The organism is Castellaniella sp. (genome assembly GCF_034675905.1).
Lineage (GTDB): Bacteria > Pseudomonadota > Gammaproteobacteria > Burkholderiales > Burkholderiaceae_B > Castellaniella.
The window spans coordinates 148,950-167,739 of sequence record NZ_JAUCCV010000009.1 but is presented as its reverse complement, the minus strand read 5'-3'; the positions used below and the strand labels follow the sequence as shown (position 1 = coordinate 167,739).

At 62.1% G+C, this 18,790-nt stretch carries 13 protein-coding genes and 1 tRNA gene; 7 read left to right on the top strand and 7 right to left on the bottom strand.

Going from position 1 to position 18,790, the window contains the following annotated elements; all coding sequences use genetic code 11:
- Window positions 1-60: 60 nt before the first annotated feature.
- Window positions 61-510, top strand: coding sequence for a MarR family winged helix-turn-helix transcriptional regulator (locus VDP79_RS09590; protein WP_323017982.1), 450 nt, complete (start codon window positions 61-63; stop codon window positions 508-510).
- Window positions 511-644: 134 nt separating this feature from the next.
- Here VDP79_RS09590 and VDP79_RS09585 read toward each other — a convergent pair whose 3' ends face one another.
- Window positions 645-1,136 (bottom strand): low molecular weight protein-tyrosine-phosphatase, encoded by a 492-nt coding sequence (locus tag VDP79_RS09585; protein ID WP_323018084.1) that lies wholly within the window; start codon window positions 1,134-1,136, stop codon window positions 645-647.
- 121 nt (window positions 1,137-1,257) lie between these two features.
- A complete protein-coding gene (gene uvrB, locus VDP79_RS09580; RefSeq protein ID WP_323018083.1) occupies window positions 1,258-3,276 on the bottom strand; it encodes an excinuclease ABC subunit UvrB in 2,019 nt (672 codons plus the stop codon).
- 106 nt (window positions 3,277-3,382) lie between these two features.
- Between uvrB and VDP79_RS09575 the strand changes: the two genes are divergently transcribed.
- The gene (locus VDP79_RS09575; protein ID WP_323017981.1) at window positions 3,383-4,588 is read left to right on the top strand and encodes an amino acid aminotransferase; all 1,206 of its coding nucleotides are present in this window, start codon (window positions 3,383-3,385) and stop codon (window positions 4,586-4,588) included.
- Between the two features lie 160 nt (window positions 4,589-4,748).
- Window positions 4,749-5,489, top strand: coding sequence for a transcriptional repressor LexA (lexA, locus tag VDP79_RS09570; RefSeq protein WP_323017980.1), 741 nt, complete (start codon window positions 4,749-4,751; stop codon window positions 5,487-5,489).
- 6 nt (window positions 5,490-5,495) lie between these two features.
- Here lexA and lon read toward each other — a convergent pair whose 3' ends face one another.
- From lon to tig, 4 genes are all read right to left on the bottom strand, one after another.
- Window positions 5,496-7,964: an endopeptidase La gene (gene lon / locus VDP79_RS09565; RefSeq protein WP_323017979.1), complete on the bottom strand. Its 2,469-nt coding sequence runs from the start codon at window positions 7,962-7,964 to the stop codon at window positions 5,496-5,498.
- 157 nt (window positions 7,965-8,121) lie between these two features.
- Complete coding sequence (gene clpX, locus VDP79_RS09560; protein WP_323017978.1) at window positions 8,122-9,417, bottom strand: ATP-dependent Clp protease ATP-binding subunit ClpX; 1,296 nt, start codon at window positions 9,415-9,417, stop codon at window positions 8,122-8,124.
- A gap of 13 nt (window positions 9,418-9,430) precedes the next feature.
- Window positions 9,431-10,090 (bottom strand): ATP-dependent Clp endopeptidase proteolytic subunit ClpP, encoded by a 660-nt coding sequence (gene clpP / locus VDP79_RS09555; protein ID WP_323017977.1) that lies wholly within the window; start codon window positions 10,088-10,090, stop codon window positions 9,431-9,433.
- On the bottom strand, window positions 10,090-11,400 hold the full coding sequence (gene tig / locus VDP79_RS09550) for a trigger factor (protein WP_323017976.1): 1,311 nt from the start codon (window positions 11,398-11,400) through the stop codon (window positions 10,090-10,092). Before tig ends, clpP begins: the two co-directional genes overlap by 1 nt.
- Window positions 11,401-11,514: 114 nt before the next feature.
- Between tig and VDP79_RS09545 the strand changes: the two genes are divergently transcribed.
- Window positions 11,515-11,599: transfer RNA gene (locus VDP79_RS09545), tRNA-Leu, on the top strand.
- Between the two features lie 146 nt (window positions 11,600-11,745).
- Here the strand turns inward: VDP79_RS09545 and VDP79_RS09540 are convergent.
- The gene (locus tag VDP79_RS09540; protein WP_323017975.1) at window positions 11,746-12,771 is read right to left on the bottom strand and encodes a LysR family transcriptional regulator; all 1,026 of its coding nucleotides are present in this window, start codon (window positions 12,769-12,771) and stop codon (window positions 11,746-11,748) included.
- A gap of 134 nt (window positions 12,772-12,905) precedes the next feature.
- Between VDP79_RS09540 and VDP79_RS09535 the strand changes: the two genes are divergently transcribed.
- The 3 genes from VDP79_RS09535 to VDP79_RS09525 are packed head-to-tail and all read left to right on the top strand — an operon-like array spanning window position 12,906 to window position 18,777.
- On the top strand, window positions 12,906-14,120 hold the full coding sequence (locus tag VDP79_RS09535) for an efflux RND transporter periplasmic adaptor subunit (RefSeq protein ID WP_323017974.1): 1,215 nt from the start codon (window positions 12,906-12,908) through the stop codon (window positions 14,118-14,120).
- Window positions 14,121-14,128: 8 nt separating this feature from the next.
- A complete protein-coding gene (locus VDP79_RS09530) occupies window positions 14,129-17,335 on the top strand; it encodes a multidrug efflux RND transporter permease subunit (protein ID WP_323017973.1) in 3,207 nt (1,068 codons plus the stop codon).
- Window positions 17,332-18,777, top strand: a complete 1,446-nt coding sequence (locus VDP79_RS09525) for an efflux transporter outer membrane subunit (RefSeq protein WP_323017972.1) — start codon at window positions 17,332-17,334, stop codon at window positions 18,775-18,777. Before VDP79_RS09530 ends, VDP79_RS09525 begins: the two co-directional genes overlap by 4 nt.
- Window positions 18,778-18,790 lie beyond the last annotated feature (13 nt).

Below are 18,790 nucleotides of genomic sequence, written 5' to 3'. Positions count from 1 at the left end.
AAGTTCGTATTACGATCTATTATTGATGCGCAATACGAACTATGTCAAGATAGAGCCAACATGAAACAGCAAACAATCATGGCACCACCTCCCCCAATCGACGAAGGACTGGCCGACGTGCTCGTACCGACTGCCTTTGTCACGATGGCCGTTCTCAACAAGCTCGGCGCCGAAAATGACCTGTCTCTCACGCTGATGCGCGCGCTGGGCATTCTGTGGGACCGGCGCCCGCGGATGAGCGAACTGGCCGACTACCTGGGACTGGAGAAACAGACGATGTCGGGGCTGATCGCCCGAGCGGAAAAGAAGGGACTCGTGGCGCGCGCGCCCAATGCGGAAGACGGCAGGGCAACCGATGTTTTTCTGACTGATGCTGGCGCCGAACTAGTCAAGCGCCTGCATGCACAAACACAACAGGCACTGACGCCACTGACGGAGCAGCTCTGCGCATCAGATCGGCAACAGCTTCAGACACTGCTTCAGCGCATGCTCGAAAGCCGCAAGCGTTGAAGATCGGGTGATTGCCGGGCCTGCCCCGACCTCACGCGGAAATGCGCTCGTGCCGTGCGCGCAATACAAAACGCCCTGTCAGGCAGGGCGTCGATCAGATGCAGCAGTGGGCAGGAGAATGAATACGGACAGGATCAAGCCGCCTGATATTGTAAGGCGCGCTTGCGGACCAATTCCAGGACCCCTTGGCAGGCGTCTTCGATGTAGTCCAGGACCTTGTTGAAGCCTTCGGGGCCGCCATAATAGGGGTCGGGCACGGTGGCCTCTTCGTATTCGTTGGAAAAGCGCATCAGCAGCATCAATTTGTGCTGATAGATTTTCGGGCAACGCTGCTGCAACGCAGACAGGTTTTCCCAATCCATGGCCAGGATCAGATCCGCATCGCGAAAATCATCGGCGTCAATCTGCCGCGCCACATGAGTGGACAGATCGTAGCCGCGCTTGCGGGCCGCCGTCTGCGCACGCGCATCGGGGGCCTCGCCCACATGGAACTGGTGGGTGGCCGCCGAGTCGACACAAATAGCATCCGACAGATCGGCTTCATCGATCAGGTGCTGGAATACACCCTGGGCAGAGGGGGAACGGCAGATATTGCCCGTACAGACAAAAAGTACCTTATGCATGATAGGTGAAAGTGTGCGGGAAAACCCGATAATTGGCAAGCTTTTTCCAACGAAATCTACAAAAAATCCTGTTGCGTCAGCAACTTTGCCGCAGATGGCGCTACGCCGCCATGGGACCTTGCCATCAGGACAGCAGCGCCTGGTCTTTCAAGGTGCGCAGGGCATCCCGCACAGCAGCGGCCTGTTCGAATTCCAGATTGCGTGCATGGTCATTCATGCGCTGTTCGAGCCGCTTGATTTCCCGCGCCAGGGCCTTTTCGTCGCCCAGCACGCTGGCATCGAACCCTGCTGCATCCGACACCGGCCCGGCAGCGGCCGACACGCCATCGATCAGGTCGCGCACCGCCTTGGTGACGCTGCGGGCCGTGATGCCATTGGCGATATTGAACGCCTGCTGCCGTTCCCGGCGGCGGGCGGTCTCGTCCATGGCCCGACGCATGGAATCCGTCACCCGGTCCGCATACAGAATGGCGCGGCCATTCAGATTGCGGGCAGCCCGGCCGATGGTCTGGATCAGGCTGCGCTCTGAACGCAAGAAACCTTCCTTGTCGGCATCCAGAATCGCCACCAGAGAGACTTCCGGGATATCCAGCCCCTCGCGCAGCAGGTTGATGCCCACCAGCACGTCAAAAGCGCCCAGACGCAGGTCGCGGATGATCTCCACCCGCTCGACCGTGTCGATATCCGAATGCAGGTAGCGCACCTTCAGGCCGTTTTCCTGCAGATATTCGGTCAGATCCTCGGCCATGCGCTTGGTCAGCGTCGTCACCAGCACGCGCTCATGCACGGCGATACGCAGCTTGGCCTCGCCCAGCAGATCGTCGACCTGGGTCGCGGCCGGGCGCAGCTCGACTTCCGGGTCCACCAGGCCCGTCGGGCGCACCACCTGCTCGACGATCTCGTCGGCGTGTTCGGCCTCGTAGGCTCCCGGCGTCGCCGACACGAAGACGCACTGCGACATGCGGGCCTCGAATTCCTCCAGTCGCAAAGGCCGGTTGTCCAGCGCCGAGGGCAGACGGAAACCGAATTGCACCAGGGTTTCCTTGCGCGACCGGTCGCCCCGGTACATGCCGCCCAGCTGGCCGATGGTGACGTGACTTTCATCGATGAACATCAGCGCATTGGCCGGCAGATAGTCGATCAAAGTGGGCGGCGGTTCGCCCGGCGCGGCCCCGGACAGATGACGGGAATAGTTTTCGATCCCTTTGCAGAAACCCAGTTCCTGCAGCATTTCCAGATCGAAACGGGTGCGCTGTTCCAAACGCTGGGCCTCGACCAGGCGGCCATCGGCTGTCAATTCGGCCAGGCGGTCGCGCAGTTCTTCCTTGATGGTCTCGATCGCGTGCAGCACCGTTTCGCGCGGCGTGACGTAATGCGAACTGGGAAAGATCGTGAAACGCACCAGGTTCTGCACCAGTTTGCCCGTCAGGGGATCAAACAGATCCAGGGATTCGATTTCATCGTCGAACAGGGTGATGCGCAGAGCCTGCTCGGCGTGTTCGGCGGGAAAGACGTCGATGATCTCGCCCCGGGCGCGGAAAGTGCCTCGCGCGAAATCCGCATCATTGCGTTCGTACTGCATGGAGACCAGCCGCGCCAGGATTTCCTGGCGGCCGATCCGGTCGCCCGTGCGCAGCGTCAGGACCATGGCGTGATAGTCCGCCGGATTGCCGATCCCGTAGATGCAGGACACTGTCCCCACGATGATGGTGTCCTGGCGTTCCAGCAGGCTTTTGGTAGCCGACAGGCGCATCTGCTCGATGTGTTCGTTAATGGACGAATCTTTTTCGATGAACAGATCGCGCGAAGGCACATAGGCCTCGGGCTGATAGTAATCGTAATAGGACACGAAATATTCCACCGCGTTGCGGGGGAAGAATTCGCGCATTTCGGCATACAGCTGGGCGGCCAAGGTTTTATTGGGCGCCAGCACGATGGCGGGCCGCCCGGTGCGGGCGATCAGGTTGGCCATGGTGTAGGTCTTGCCCGACCCCGTCACCCCCAGAAGCGTCTGGCACATCAAACCGTCGCGCACTCCGGATTCCAGGGCGGCGATGGCTGCCGGCTGGTCGCCGGCCGGCGGATAAGGCTGGTACAGCTGAAACGGGCTGTCCGGGAAATGCACAAAACCCGGGGTATTTATGCCGTTCTCCATGGTTCGTCTAGACACTATTCGGGTAAACCCCTTATTATCCCATCGTTGGCCTATGTGACCAAGAACTATTCCCCTTCTGTCTCAACGGTACCCCATGTCCTCTATTTTCGCTTCTGTCGAACTCGCCCCTCGCGACCCCATTCTGGGTCTGAACGAACAATTCAAGGCCGACACCCGGTCCACCAAGGTCAATCTGGGCGTGGGTGTATACACCGACGACGCTGGCCGCATTCCCCTGCTGAAAGCCGTCCGCCAGGCCGAAGCCGCTCTGTTCGAACAGGCTGCGCCGCGCAACTATCTGCCCATCGACGGCATCCCCGGCTACAACCAGGGCGCCGCCGCCCTGCTGCTGGGCGCGCAATCGCCGCTGCTGGCAGCGCATCGTTCCGTCACGGTCCAGACCCTGGGCGGCACCGGCGCGCTGAAGGTCGGCGCCGATTTCCTGAAACACATCCTGCCCAACGCCCAGGTCGCCATCAGCAACCCCAGCTGGGCCAACCATGAAGCGCTGTTCTCCACGGCCGGCTTCCCGGTCGTCAGCTACGACTACTACGACGCCGCGACCCATGGCCTGAACTTCGACGGCATGCTGGCCTCGCTGAAGGCCCTGCCCGCCGGCACCATCGTCGTGCTGCACGCCTGCTGCCACAACCCCACCGGCGTGGACCCCACCCCGGAACAATGGCGCGACATCGCCCAGACCCTGCAGGCCGGCCAGCTGGTGCCCTTCCTGGACATCGCCTATCAGGGCTTTGGCAGCGGCCTGGAAGAAGATTCCGCCGTCGTGCGCCTGTTCGCTGATCTGGGCATGACGATGTTCATCAGCTCCTCGTTCTCGAAATCGTTCTCGCTGTATGGCGAGCGTGTCGGCGCCCTGACCCTGGTCACCAGCGGCGACGAGGAAAGCGCCCGGGTGCTCAGCCAGCTGAAGCGCGTCATCCGCACCAATTACTCCAATCCGCCCACCCACGGCGGCGCCTTGGTGTCCGCAGTGCTGAACACGCCAGCCTTGTTTGCCCTGTGGACTGAAGAACTCGCCGGCATGCGCGACCGCATCCGCAGCATGCGCCATCAGCTGGTCGAACAGATCCACGCCCAAGGCGTCGATCGCGACTTCAGCTTCGTCAAGGCGCAGCGCGGCATGTTCTCGTATTCCGGTCTGACCAAGCCCCAGGTCGAACGCCTGCGTGAAGATTTCGGCATCTATGCCGTGGGCAGCGGTCGCATCTGCGTGGCCGCCCTGAACAGCGCCAACGTCGACTATGTGGCTCGCGCCATCGCTCAGGTACTGAAGGGCTGATCGCAACGGCCTCATGGCTCTCGAAGGCCCGGACAGTACGTCCGGGCCTTTTTCATTGGCGGCGTGCCGAGCGCGCTTTTACAGACAGAGACACCGGCCGCTTGCCTTATCCTAAGCATTCCGACAAAATACAGGCTGTGTTTTCATCCAGTAGCCTGCCATGTCTTTAAAGCTCACTGCCCGGCAATCCCAGATCCTGGCCCTGATCGCTCAGGCCATCGCCCAGACGGGGCGTCCGCCGACCCGCGCTGAAATCGCCCGTGCACTGGGGTTTCGTTCCGCCAACGCCGCCGAAGACCATCTGCGCGCTCTGGAGCGCAAAGGCTATATCCTGCTGACCGCCGGCACGTCGCGCGGCATCCAATTGACCGCCCTGGCGCAATCATTGGCGCCTCAAACACCGGCAGCAACCCCGCAAACCGCGCAGCCCTCGGCAGGCGTCGGTCTGCTCGCAGCGGCGCGGGCGATCCAAGCCCCACAGGGGGCGCCGATCTGGACCGCTGCGTCCGATCAGTCACTGATCCCGCTGATCGGGCGCGTCGCCGCCGGCCACCCGATCCTGGCCGCCGAACACATCGAACGCGAAATTCCCTTGGCGCCACAGCTGTTTGACTCCGCACCCGACTATCTGCTGCGCGTGCGCGGCAGCAGCATGCGTGATGCCGGCATTCTGGATGGCGATCTGTTGGCGGTGCACAGCACGCCCGATGCCCGCCATGGGCAGATCGTCGTGGCCCGCCTGGGCGACGACGTCACGGTCAAACGGCTGGACCACCAAGGCCAGCGCATCCGCCTGCTGCCGGAAAATCCTGATTTTGATCCGATCATCGTGGGCGCAGGCGACGACTTTGCCATCGAAGGCATTGCCGTCGGTCTGATCCGCACGACGAACCTGCACTGATGCCGATCAGTGCTTGATCACATCCCCCGAGCCTGAACCCGAAGGCTTGGCCGCTGCGACGGCCTCGGCGGCCAAGCGGGCGACTTCCTCGTCCGACAAGGGCGTCGGCATGCGCTGCAAGGCGACTTCCAGCACCCGGTCGATCCAGCGCACCGGGATGATCTCCAGGTGGTTTTTCACGTTATCCGGGATTTCAGCCAGATCCTTGACGTTTTCTTCCGGGATCATCACGGTCTTGATGCCGCCGCGATGCGCCGCCAGCAGCTTTTCCTTCAGGCCGCCGATCTCCAGCACCTCGCCACGCAGGGTGATTTCCCCTGTCATGGCGACGTCGGCGCGCACCGGAATGCCGGTCAGCGCCGACACCATGGCCGTGGTGATCGCGGCCCCGGCCGAAGGACCGTCCTTGGGCGTGGCGCCTTCCGGGAAGTGCACGTGCAGATCGTGTTTTTCAAAGACCTGATCGGCAATACCCCAGTGGCGGGCGCGAGCGCGCACCACGGTGCGGGCGGCTTCGACAGATTCCTTCATCACGTCGCCCAGGGAACCCGTGCGCGTGACGACGCCCTTGCCCGGCATGTCGGCGACCTCGATGGTCAGCAGATCGCCGCCGACCTCCGTCCAGGCCAATCCCGTCACCTGTCCGATGCGGTCTTCCTTTTCAGCCACGCCGAAACTGAAGCGGCGCACGCCCAGGTAGTCGTCCAGATTGTCGGAATCGACCGTCAAGGATTCCAGGACCTTCGCAGCCTTTGCAGTCTTGCGTCCCTTGCTGATCGGATTGGCTGACAACAAGCGCTTGACGGCCTTGCGGCAGATCTTGGAGATTTCACGTTCCAGCGCCCGCACCCCGGCTTCGCGCGTGTAATAGCGCACGATGTCGCGGATCGCGGATTCTGTCACCGTCAATTCGCCGTCCTGCACGCCATTGTTCTTCATCAGCTTGGGCAGCAGATGATCAAAGGCGATATGGACCTTTTCGTCTTCCGTGTAGCCCGACAGGCGGATGACTTCCATCCGGTCCAGCAGCGCCGGCGGAATATTCAGCGTATTGCTGGTGGCCACGAACATCACATCGGACAGGTCGAAATCGACTTCGATGTAATGATCCTGGAAGGTGTGATTCTGTTCCGGATCCAGCACTTCCAGCAGCGCCGACGACGGATCGCCGCGGAAATCCGCACCCAGCTTGTCGATCTCGTCGAGCAGGAACAAGGGATTGCGCACGCCGACCTTGCTCATGTTCTGCAGGATCTTGCCCGGCATGGAACCGATATAGGTGCGGCGGTGACCACGGATCTCGGCCTCGTCACGGACGCCGCCCAGGGCCATGCGCACGAACTTGCGGTTGGTCGCTCGCGCCACGGACTGCCCCAGGGACGTTTTCCCCACCCCCGGAGGCCCGACCAGGCACAGAATGGGCGCTTTGAGTTTTTCGACGCGCTGCTGCACAGCCAGGTATTCGACGATGCGTTCCTTGACCTTTTCCAGACCATAGTGGTCTGCGTCGAGGACTTCTTCGGCGTTTTGCAAGGTATTGTCGACCCGGCTCTTTTTATACCAGGGCAGACCCAACAGGGTATCGATATAGTTACGCACCACAGTTGCTTCCGCCGACATGGGCGACATGAGCTTCAGTTTTTTCAGCTCGCTGTCGGCCTTTTTGCGGGCCTCTTTGGACATGCGGGCAGCTGCGATCTTGCGTTCCAGTTCTTCCAGGTCCGCGCCTTCCTCGCCCTCTCCCAGTTCTTTCTGGATGGCCTTGACCTGCTCGTTCAGATAATAGTCGCGCTGGCTCTTTTCCATCTGCTTTTTGACACGGCCGCGAATGCGTTTTTCGACCTGCAGGATGTCGATTTCGGATTCCAGCTGCGCCAGCAGGGCTTCCAGGCGCTGCACGGCCCCAGCCATGTCCAGCAAGGACTGCTTTTGTTCGATCTTCAGCGGCAGATGGGCGGCAATCGTGTCCGCCAGCCGGCCGGCGTCTTCGATGCCGGTCAACGAGGTCAGGATTTCCTGGGGGATCTTCTTGTTCAGTTTGACGTACTGCTCGAACTGGGCCAATACCGCGCGGCGCAAGGCCTCGGCTTCGGCCTGATCGGAAGCTTCTTCATCAATGCCGGTGACGCGGGCCGTGAAGTGCGTTTCGGCATCCGAGACGGCATGGATGCGTGCCCGCTGCTGTCCTTCGACCAGGACTTTGACCGTCCCGTCAGGCAGCTTGAGCATCTGCAGGATGCTGGCGGCACAGCCGATTTCGTACAGATCATCGGGAGTGGGGTCATCCTTGCCGGCGGATTTCTGAGCAACCAGCATAATGCTGTTGCCGCCTTCCATGGCGAGTTCCAGCGCCTTGATGGAGCGAGGACGCCCCACAAACAGCGGGATGACCATATGAGGAAAGACCACGACATCGCGCAGCGGCAGCAGCGGCAAATCCGCAGGTTCCTGGGTCAGAATCTGGCTAGCAGACATGGTTGCTTCCTAAAACGATTGATTCCAATAAAAAAGGAAGCACAGGCTTCCTTTTTTGTGTGTTGCCTGCCTATCCATATGGAGTCAGGTGCGGGCCTTTCAAGGCCCTACGCCTGTCCATTCAGTATAAAGGCAATCGATCCGCTTGAAACGGCGATCAGGCAGCAGCGGTACGCAGGGGTTTTTCGTCTTCGGCGTGCTGGGTGTTGCGAGGTCCCTCGATGAGCTGGGGCGTTCCCTGCCCTTCGACGGCATCCATGTCCAACACGACACGATTGATCTCCTGGCGGGTAGGCAGGTCGAACATGGTCGCCAACAGCGATTGTTCCATGATGGAACGCAAGCCTCGGGCCCCTGTGCGCCGTTTGATGGCGCGTTTGGCGATTGCCGTCAGGGCGTCGGGCGTGACGTCGAGCGCCACGTCTTCCATCTCGAACAGTTTCTGGAACTGCTTGACCACGGCATTACGCGGCTCGGTCAGGATGCGCACCAGCGTGTCTTCCTTGAGCTCTTCCAGGGTAGCAACCACCGGCAGGCGACCAACCAATTCGGGGATCAGGCCGAATTTGATCAGGTCTTCGGGTTCGACTTCGGCGAAGAGTTCGCCCACGCCGCGTTCGGAGCGCGCACGCACCGTCGCGGAAAAGCCGATACCGGAACGTTCGCTGCGATCACGGATGATCTTTTCCAGCCCGTCGAAGGCGCCGCCCACGATGAACAGGATATTGGTGGTATCCACCTGGACGAAGTCCTGGTTGGGGTGCTTGCGCCCGCCTTGCGGGGGCACCGACGCCACCGTGCCTTCGATGAGTTTCAGCAGCGCTTGCTGCACGCCTTCGCCCGACACATCGCGGGTAATCGAAGGATTGTCCGATTTACGGGAAATCTTGTCGATTTCATCGATGTAGACGATGGCGCGCTGGGCCTTATCGACCTCGTAGTTGCAGTTCTGCAGCAGCTTCTGGATGATGTTTTCGACGTCTTCGCCCACGTAACCGGCTTCGGTCAGCGTGGTCGCATCAGCCATGACGAACGGCACATCCAGCATGCGGGCCAGCGTCTGCGCCAACAGCGTCTTGCCCGAACCGGTCGGGCCGATCAGCAGGATATTGCTTTTCGACAATTCCACATCGCCGCTTTTGGCTTCGGCATAGCGGATGCGCTTGTAGTGGTTGTAGACCGCCACGGCCAGATTGCGCTTGGGCGTTTCCTGGCCGATCACGTAGCCATCCAGGAAGGTCTTGATTTCCTGGGGGGTGGGCAGTTCATTGCGCACGGCATCGCGGGCGGCTTCCTGCTTTTCGTCCCGGATGATGTCGTTGCACAGACTGATGCATTCATCACAGATGAACACGGAAGGACCCGCGATCAGCTTGTGGACTTCACTCTGGCTTTTGTTGCAGAAGGAACAGTGCAAGGTTTTGTCCTCGCTGGATCCTTTTTTATCGGTCATGGCAAACCCGTACTTATTTGGTCTCGTCAGTGCGCGAAACCAGGACCTTGTCAATCAGCCCGTAGGCTTGAGCCTCGTCGGCAGACATGAAATTATCGCGCTCGGTATCGACACCGATGCGTTCGATGTCCTGCCCGGTGCGGCTCGCCAGAATGCCGTTCAGACGTTCGCGCAGGCTGAGGATTTCCTTGGCCTGAATCTGAATGTCGGATGCCTGGCCCTGGGCCCCGCCCGAAGGCTGGTGAATCATGATGCGGGAATTGGGCAAGGCATAGCGCTTGCCCTTTTCGCCCGCTGCCAGCAGGAACGCCCCCATGCTGGCGGCCAGGCCGGTGCACAGGGTGGAGACGGCCGGTTTGACGAACTGCATGGTGTCATAGATGGCCATGCCCGCATACACCGACCCGCCCGGCGAGTTGATATACAGGGAGATGTCTTTATCAGGGTTCTCCGATTCCAGAAACAGCAGCTGGGCCACGACGAGATTGGCCGACTGATCGTTGACCTGCCCCACGAAGAAAATCACCCGTTCACGCAGCAGGCGCGAATAGATATCGTAAGAGCGTTCGCCGCGACCGGACTGCTCGATGACGATGGGCACGTAGCCCAAGCCGGTGGGAGTGACGGAGTCGCCCCCATACATCGATGCATAGAAATCGGTGAACCTGGACATCAACGTGTTCCCATCAAGGTATCAAAATCCACGGTTTCGTCGGTCACCTGAGCGGCAGCCAGGACATGATCGACGACGTTGTCTTCGAGCACCAGCGATTCGATTTCAGCGCGGCGCTGACGATCGGACAGATAGTAGGCGACGACCTGAGCCGGTTGCTCGTAGCTCTTGGCGAATTCCTCGATGCGCTCGCGGACCTGTTCGGGCTTGGCCTTGAGGTCAGCGGCCTTGATCAGTTCGCCGACCAGCAGGCCCAGACGCACGCGGCGTTCGGCTTCCGGACGGAAGGTGTCTTCCGGGATGGGGATGGAGTCGGCATTGGGCAGGCCGCGCTGCTTGAGTTCTTCGCGGGCGGCAGCGGTGCGGCCGGCGACTTCGTTGTCCACCAGCGCCTTGGGCAGGTCGAAGGTGCAAGCCGACGCCAGGGCGTCCATCACGCTGGCCTTGGTGCGGCCTTTGGCGCGAGCCTGGGCTTCGCGTTCGACATTACCGCGCACATCGGCCAGCAAGGCGTCAACGTCGCCTTCGGCCTGGCCCAGGGATTTCGCGAAATCAGCGTCGATAGCGGGCAATTCGGGTTCGGCGACTTCTTTCACCGTGATGGTGAATTCAGCCTGCTTCCCGGCCACAGCCGCGCTGCCGTAGTCTTCCGGGAAATCCAGCGGGAAGGTTTTCGTTTCGCCGGCTTTCAGACCGGTTGCGGCGGTTTCAAAAGCGGGCAGCATGCGGCCCTGACCCAACACAAAGGGAAAGTCCTGAGCGGTGCCGCCATCAAAGGCTACGCCATCGATGGTGCCGACGAAGTCCAGGGTGACGCGATCGCCGTCCTGGGCCGCGCGGTCAGCGGCCGCCTTGAAAATGGTGCGCTGCTGGCGCAGGATGTCGATGGTCTTTTGCACTTCCGCATCGCCCACCTGGGCGGCGCTGCGGGTGATCTTCAGGCTGGACAGATCCGGCAGTTCGACCTCGGGGTAGACCTCGAAGGTGGCGGAAAACGCCATGACGCCTTCTTCGGCGTCATCGACCTTGGGTTCCAGGCTGGGGGAACCGGCGACGCGCAGATTGGCGTCGGCGATGACCTTGTCCAGAGACTTACCGATCTGGGTATTGATGACGTCATAGCGCACCGAGGGGCCATGGCTGCGCTCGATCACGGACAGCGGGGCCTTGCCGGGGCGAAACCCCTGGACCTTGGCTGTGCGGGCGACGCGTTTGAGTTGTGCCTGGACTTCTTTCTCGATGTCGGCCACAGAAACGCTCAGATCGACACGGCGCTCCAGGCCGGACAGTTTTTCAACCACGGGCTGCATTCGGAACCTATTGATAGTAATGGACAGTGAACGGGCTATTTTAGCGGAAAGTCGAAGGCGGCGTAGAAGCGCCGGGATGCAAGGGGTTTCACGCTATAATGCTCGGCTAACCTAGCGAACGTGGCGGAATTGGTAGACGCACCAGATTTAGGTTCTGGCGCCGAAAGGCGTGAGAGTTCAAGTCTCTCCGTTCGCACCACCAGCTTAATTGCTCGGTCGACAGCATAGCACCAATAATTAATAAAATCAGTGGCTTATCAAGACTAGCCTGATGCTGCGGTACGGATGGGATGCGACGCCGCCGATGCCGACCCGGGACAAACAGGCCAAGATCCATCCCAAGCACTACAGCACGCTTTCCAGCAGATTGCGCTGCTCCAGCAGTTCCTGCAGTCCATAGGCAGCCGCCGGATTTGCGGCAAAACGGCAATCCCGATCCAGCCGGTCACCCCCATCCCCCCCGCATTTCTTCATTCGCTCGCATCCCTGGAAGACATCGGTGATCCAATCCACGAACACGTGAACCTTGGATGACAGGTGACGATTTTGCTGATAGACGACGGAAATCGGCACCGATGGCGGCGACCATGCCTCCAGAATCTCGACCAGTTCACCAGACTCCAGCAGTGGCTCGACCATGTAGCGCGGAGGCTGAATCAGGCCGAACCCAGCCACCCCCGCACTGACGTAGGCCTCGGCATCGTTGACGGACAAGGCGCCCTTGAGCGGGACGTTCACGATTTCGTCCCCGACCTTGAAGCTCAGGTCCAGATTGCGCCCGGTGCGCGTCACGAAATAGTTGACCGCCCGATGACGGTCCAGATCCTCGATAGCCTGTGGCGACCCGTAGCGCTCGATATAGGAAGGCGCCGCGCAGGTGACCGTCTTGAAGATGCCGATGCGCTTGGCGATCAGCGAGGAATCCTGCAGTTCGCCGATCCGCAGCACGCAGTCGACGGCATCCTGCACCATATCGACCTGCCGGTCGCTCAGGCCGACGACCAGCTCGATATCGGGATAGCGATGATGAAAATCGCATAGTTTGGGGATCAGAATCAGCCGGCCCAGCGAGGGCGGCGCATCGATGCGTAAACGGCCACGCGGGCCTCGAGCGCGATCCCGAAAAGCCGATTCCGCATCCTCGACATCGGCCAGGATACCGGTACAGCGCTCGTAATAAGCCGCGCCATCAGGCGTCAGGCTCAGGCGACGGGTGCTGCGATTCAACAAACGCGCCCCCAGGTGACGTTCCAACCTGCGAACGACCGTGCTCACGGTAGCGCGCGGCATGTTCAGGCTGTCGGCAGCCAGGGTGAAGCTGTTGGCATCAACGACCCGTGTAAACACGCGCATCGCTTGAAGATGATCCATATCCGTACTCCGGGCGTAGCGCGATATCGGCGGCGCGCCATTGTTTAGTTTTATTAAACAGTGATTATAAAAACAGAGGATTTATCCAAATCCGCGAAAAACAAATAATAGCGCACTGTTCAAAAGGAATCCTCATGTTCTCTTTCCATGCACGACATGCCGCTGTTGCTCTCGCCGGGCTGCTGCTGGCCGGCGGTCTCCTGCTCATGCGCGACAGCGAGGGCGGGCTCGCCAGCGGTGAGTCGTCCGCCACGCCTGCCATCCCGGTGGACGTCGCCACGATCCAATATCAGGAAATCACGGACTGGCGCGAGTATTCCGGACGCCTGGAGGCGGTGGACCAGGTGGATATCCAGCCGCTGGTCTCCGGCACCCTGACGCGGATCCATTTCAAGGATGGCGCACTGGTCCAGCGCGGCGACCCGCTGTTCACCATCGACCCACGCCCCTATCAGGCCGCCGTGGACGAGGCGCAAGCCCAATTGACGGCGGCCAGCGCGAGAGTCGCTTACACCAAAGCGGACCTGAGCCGAGCCCAACGCCTGCTGGCCGGCAATGCCATTGCCCGACAGGACTTCGAGGAAAAACGCAACGCAGCGCGCGAAGCAGCCGCCCGCCAGCAGGCCGCACAAGCCGCACTGCAATCAGCGCGCCTCGATCTGGAACACACCCACATCACGGCGCCCATCAGCGGCCGCGTCTCGAAAGCAGAGGCGACTGCAGGCAATGTGGTCCGCATCGGGCGCGCGCAGCCTCTGACCACCCTAGTCTCCGTCTCGCAACTCTACGCCTCGTTCGACATAGACGAGCAGGCCTTTCTGCAGATGAACGGCGCCGCCTCGGCGAACGCTCGAGCCTCCATCCCCGTTTCGATGGGCCTGGCCAACGAACAGGGATATCCGCGCCAAGGCACGCTTGCATTCCTGGACAACAGCCTGGACCCCAACAGCGGAACGATCCGGGTGCGGGCGCTATTTGACAACCCGGACGGCCTGCTGCGGCCCGGGCTCTACGCCAAGGTCCGGCTGGGAACCGGCGCGTCTCACGATGCCGTGCTGCTGCGGGAAAAGGTGATCGGCACCGATCAGGCCAAGCGCTTCGTCCTGGTCCTGGACGACGCCAACAAAGTGGCCTACCGGGAAGTGACCCTGGGAGCCGGACGCGAGGGCTGGCGCGTCGTCCGTGCCGGTTTGACGGCTGGCGACCGAGTCGTCGTGAACGGCATACAGCGTATCCGTCCGGGAGACACGGTCGCGCCCACACCCGTCGCTGCCGATGACGGCAGGCTCGCAGCGCACGCCCCTGACGCCATCCCCCCCACCGCACCGGACCAACAGCAGCAATCCTGAAAAATCCCATGAATATTTCCAGATTCTTTATCGACCGGCCGATCTTCGCGGCCGTGCTCTCCGTCCTGATCCTGCTGGCCGGCCTGCTCTCCGTTTTCCAGTTGCCGATTTCCGAATACCCGGAAGTTGTCCCGCCTTCGGTCGTGGTACGCGCCCAGTTCCCAGGAGCCAACCCCAAGGTGATCGCCGAGACGGTAGCTGCGCCGCTGGAAGAGGCCATCAACGGGGTCGAGAACATGCTGTACATGCAGTCGCAGGCCAATAGCGACGGCAACCTGGCGGTGACGATCAATTTTCATCTGGGCATGGACCCCGACAAGGCCCAGCAACTGGTGCAGAACCGGGTTGCACAAGCCCTGCCCCGCCTGCCCGAGGACGTGCAGCGCCTGGGCGTGACGACGATCAAGGCCACCCCCGCCCTGACGATGGTCGTGCATCTGATCTCACCCGACCAGCGCTACGACCTGACCTATCTGCGCAACTATGCCGTCCTGAACGTCAAGGACAGGCTGGCGCGCATCCCCGGCGTGGGCGAAGTGCAGGTCTGGGGCGCGGGCGACTATGCGATGCGCGTCTGGCTCGACCCGGGGAAGGTCGCGGCACGCGGATTGACCGCCAGCGACATCGTCGCCGCCATTCGGGAACAAAACGTCCAGGTGGCCGCCGGCGTCATCGGCGCCTCTCCGAGCAGCCCCGGCGTCGCCATGCAGCTCTCGGTCAACGCGCAAGGCCGCCTGAAAACGGAAGAGGAATTCGGCGACATTGTTCTGAAATCCTCGCCGGACGGCGGCATCATCCGGTTGCACGACGTGGCGCGCATCGAACTCGCGGCCTCCGAATATGCGCTGCGATCCCTGCTGGATAACAAACCGGCCGTCGGCATGGCGATCATGGCGGCGCCGGGCGCCAATGCGCTGGCTATTTCCGATGCCGTGCGCGACACCATGCAAACGCTGTCGGCGGATTTCCCCGCCTCACTGGAAAGCCGTATCGTCTACGATCCTACCCAGTTCGTGCGATCCAGCATCCAGGCGGTGATATCGACGCTGCTCGAGGCCATCGCTTTGGTGGTGCTCGTCGTCATCGTCTTCCTGCAGACCTGGCGCGCTTCCATCATCCCGCTGCTCGCGGTGCCGATTTCGATCATCGGCACCTTCTCCCTGATGCTGGCGTTCGGCTACACCATCAACGCGCTGTCCCTGTTCGGCCTGGTCCTGGCGATCGGCATCGTGGTGGACGACGCCATCGTGGTCGTCGAGAACGTGGAACGCAATATCGAAGCCGGCCTGAGCCCGCGCGACGCGACCTACCGCGCCATGCGTGAAGTCAGCGGCCCGATCATCGCTATCGCCCTGACACTGGTGGCCGTATTCGTGCCGCTGGCCTTCATGACAGGGCTGAGCGGACAGTTCTTCAAGCAGTTCGCCATGACGATCGCCATCTCGACGGTCATTTCGGCGTTCAACTCATTGACGCTGTCGCCGGCGCTGGCCGCCCTCTTGCTAAAGCCCCACGGGGCAAGGCCTGATGCGCTGACCCGGGGCATGAACCGCATCCTGGGCGGTTTCTTCCGCGCATTCAACCGCGCGTTCGGACGAGCCTCCGATCGCTACGCTCAAGGCGTCGAGGCAGTCGTGCGACGCAAGGGTACGACCCTGGGCGTCTACCTGGTCCTGCTCGCACTCACGGCTGCAGTGGCTCACATCGTCCCGAGCGGCTTTGTACCCGGACAGGACAAGCAGTATCTGGTCAGTTTCGCGCAACTGCCCAGCGGCGCCTCGCTGGAGCGCACCGACGCCGTCGTCCGCCACATGAGCGACATCGCCATGGCCCAAGCGGGCGTGAAGAACGTCATCGCCTTTCCCGGCCTGTCGATCAACGGCTTCACCAACAGCTCGAGCGCCGCCGTTGTCTTCATGGCGCTGGACGATTTTGATCAGCGCCGCGACGAAGCCCTGTCGGCACAAGCCATTACCGCCTCGCTCAGCCAGCAGTTTGCCGGGATCAAGGAAGCTTTCATCGCGGTCTTTCCGCCGCCGCCAGTCATGGGCCTGGGCACGGTCGGCGGATTCAAGCTGCAGATCGAGGACACGGCCGGCCTGGGCTACGACCGCCTGAACGACGCAGTCCAGAGCTTTCTGGCCAAAGCTGCGCAGGCGCCTGAGCTGGGGCCCACCTTTTCCAGCTATCAGATCAATGTGCCCCAGCTCGACGTGGATCTCGACCGGGTCAAGGCCAAGCAGCTGGGCGTGCCCATCACGAACGTGTTCGACACCATGCAGATCTACCTGGGTTCGCTCTACGTCAATGACTTCAACCGCTTCGGGCGTGTGTACCAGGTCAAGGCTCAGGCCGATGCGCCCTTCCGCTCACGTCCAGAAGACATTCTGCAGCTGAAGACGCGCAGCGCTTCAGGCGCCATGGTGCCGCTGGGGTCCCTGGCCACCCTGACGCCGACCTATGGACCTGAGATGGTCGTGCGCTACAACGGCTACACCGCCGCCGACATCAATAGCGGCCCCGCCCCTGGCTACTCATCCGGCGAAGCCCAGGCCAGCGCCGAACGCATCGCTGCATCGACGTTGCCCAAAGGCATCAAGTTTGAATGGACGGATCTGACCTACCAGGAAATCCTGGCCGGCAACGCCGGGCTCTGGGTGTTTCCCATCAGCGTCCTGCTGGTCTTTCTGGTGCTGGCTGCACTCTACGAGAGTCTGGCGCTGCCGCTGGCGGTCATCCTGATCGTGCCCATGAGCGCGCTGGCGGCGCTGACCGGCGTCTGGCTGACTCAGGGTGACAACAATATATTCACCCAGATAGGGCTTATGGTACTGGTCGGCCTGGCCTGCAAGAACGCCATCCTGATCGTCGAATTCGCACGCGAACTGGAGGCCCAAGGCATGTCGGCGGCGCAGGCTGCCCGGGAAGCCAGCCGCCTGCGGCTGCGCCCCATTCTGATGACGTCCATCGCCTTCATCATGGGCATCGTGCCGCTGGTACTGTCCTCCGGCGCAGGCGCGGAAATGCGCCACGCCATGGGTATCGCCGTCTTCTTCGGCATGCTGGGCGTCACCGCATTCGGCCTGTATCTGACCCCGGTGTTCTACGTGCTGCTGCGCACGATCGCCGGACGCATTCCTGCCCGACGCGCCAAGCCTGCTACACCCGCCCCCCTCGTGCCTGTCACGAACCCCACCGTGGAACCCCGTCAATGAACACACGCATTCATCCGGCCATCGCCTCGGGCTTGCTGGCTATCCTGCTCACCGGATGCGCCGTCGGCCCCATATACGAACGGCCGGCCATCGAGACGCCTGCCGCCTTCAAGGAGGCCAGTCTGACTGCTGCTGAACGGCAGCGCTGGAAAGAAGCCCAGCCAGCCGACGAGCTGAGCCGAGGGCGCTGGTGGGCCATCTTCAAGGACCCGGCGCTGGATGCGCTGCAGGAACAGGCGATGCAGGCAAACCAGAATCTGCAAGCCGCTGCCGCACGCGTGAAGCAGGCGCGCGCCATGCAAAGCGGCGCGCGCGCCGGCCGCTGGCCAGAGCTGACCGCCGGACTGGGCGCCAGCCGCCAGCGCACCTCGGAAGCCATCCAGGGCGCGGCAGATGCAGGCGACAGCGCCACCTTGTGGCGCGCGCAGACCGGCCTGTCCTACGAGGTCGATCTCTTTGGCCGCGTGAGCTCTGAAACCGATGCCGCCAGCGCCGATGCACAACGTGCTCAAGCCCTGTACCAATCCGTGCTGCTGGCGCTGCAAGCCGACGTGGCGCAGACCTACTTCCTGGCCCGGCAATTGGACGCAGAAACCCTGCTCTACGACCGTGCGATCTCTTTGCGCCGCCAGAGCCTGGACCTAGTCGAAACCCGCTTTCACGAAGGCGGCATCAGCGAACTGGACGTTGCACGGGCCCGCTCCGAACTCGCCGTGGCACATGCCGTGGCGCTGGACATCGAGCGGCAACGCGCTGCTGCCGAACACGGGCTGGCGCTGCTGCTCGGACAGCCGCCAGCCGATTTCTCTCTGCCGCAACAGTCTCTCAGCAGGGTTCCGGTCGCCATTCCGGCCGGTCTGCCGTCAGCCCTGCTCGAACGGCGCCCTGACATTGCCGCCGCAGAAAGAGCGCTCGCTGCCGCCAATGCCCGCATCGGCGCCGCCCAGGCGGTGCTGTTCCCGCAACTGTTCCTGACGGGAACCTTCGGCCTGGAGTCATCTGACCTGGATGATCTGCTGCGCTGGTCGAGCCGCAGCTTCTTGCTGGGGCCGCTGGTAGGAACGGCGCTGTCGTTGCCGATCTTCGACGGCGGACGGCGCCAAGCCGGCGTGGACCGTGCGCGCGCCCGCTACGAGGAAGCCGTCGCCCTGTACCGGCAGAGCGTGCTCAAGGCCTTCGGAGAGGTCGAAGACGGCCTGTCTGCGCTGCGGCTGCTGGGCGAACAGACCACCGCGCAGGATATCGCTGTGGCGTCCGCCGCTCGCGCGGCTGAACTGTCAAAAATGCAATACGAAGCCGGGTCGATCAGCTACCTGGAGGTCATCGATGCGGACCGCAGCGTACTGCAACGCCAACGCGCCGTCGTGCAACTGGACGGCCTGCGCGCACACGCAGCAGTGCAACTGATCCGCGCTGTCGGCGGCGGCTGGGAGGATCTCTGAGGATCGGCATCAT

What these genes read in the sequence shown, in the direction of transcription:
- VDP79_RS09590 (WP_323017982.1), top strand. Translation starts at nt 61, where the DNA reads ATGAAACAGCAAACAATCATGGCACCACCTCCCCCAATCGACGAAGGA.
- VDP79_RS09575 (WP_323017981.1), top strand. Translation starts at nt 3,383, where the DNA reads ATGTCCTCTATTTTCGCTTCTGTCGAACTCGCCCCTCGCGACCCCATT.
- lexA (WP_323017980.1), top strand. Translation starts at nt 4,749, where the DNA reads ATGTCTTTAAAGCTCACTGCCCGGCAATCCCAGATCCTGGCCCTGATC.
- lon (WP_323017979.1), bottom strand. Translation starts at nt 7,964, where the DNA reads ATGTCTGCTAGCCAGATTCTGACCCAGGAACCTGCGGATTTGCCGCTG.
- clpX (WP_323017978.1), bottom strand. Translation starts at nt 9,417, where the DNA reads ATGACCGATAAAAAAGGATCCAGCGAGGACAAAACCTTGCACTGTTCC.
- clpP (WP_323017977.1), bottom strand. Translation starts at nt 10,090, where the DNA reads ATGTCCAGGTTCACCGATTTCTATGCATCGATGTATGGGGGCGACTCC.
- tig (WP_323017976.1), bottom strand. Translation starts at nt 11,400, where the DNA reads ATGCAGCCCGTGGTTGAAAAACTGTCCGGCCTGGAGCGCCGTGTCGAT.
- VDP79_RS09540 (WP_323017975.1), bottom strand. Translation starts at nt 12,771, where the DNA reads ATGGATCATCTTCAAGCGATGCGCGTGTTTACACGGGTCGTTGATGCC.
- VDP79_RS09535 (WP_323017974.1), top strand. Translation starts at nt 12,906, where the DNA reads ATGTTCTCTTTCCATGCACGACATGCCGCTGTTGCTCTCGCCGGGCTG.
- VDP79_RS09530 (WP_323017973.1), top strand. Translation starts at nt 14,129, where the DNA reads ATGAATATTTCCAGATTCTTTATCGACCGGCCGATCTTCGCGGCCGTG.
- VDP79_RS09525 (WP_323017972.1), top strand. Translation starts at nt 17,332, where the DNA reads ATGAACACACGCATTCATCCGGCCATCGCCTCGGGCTTGCTGGCTATC.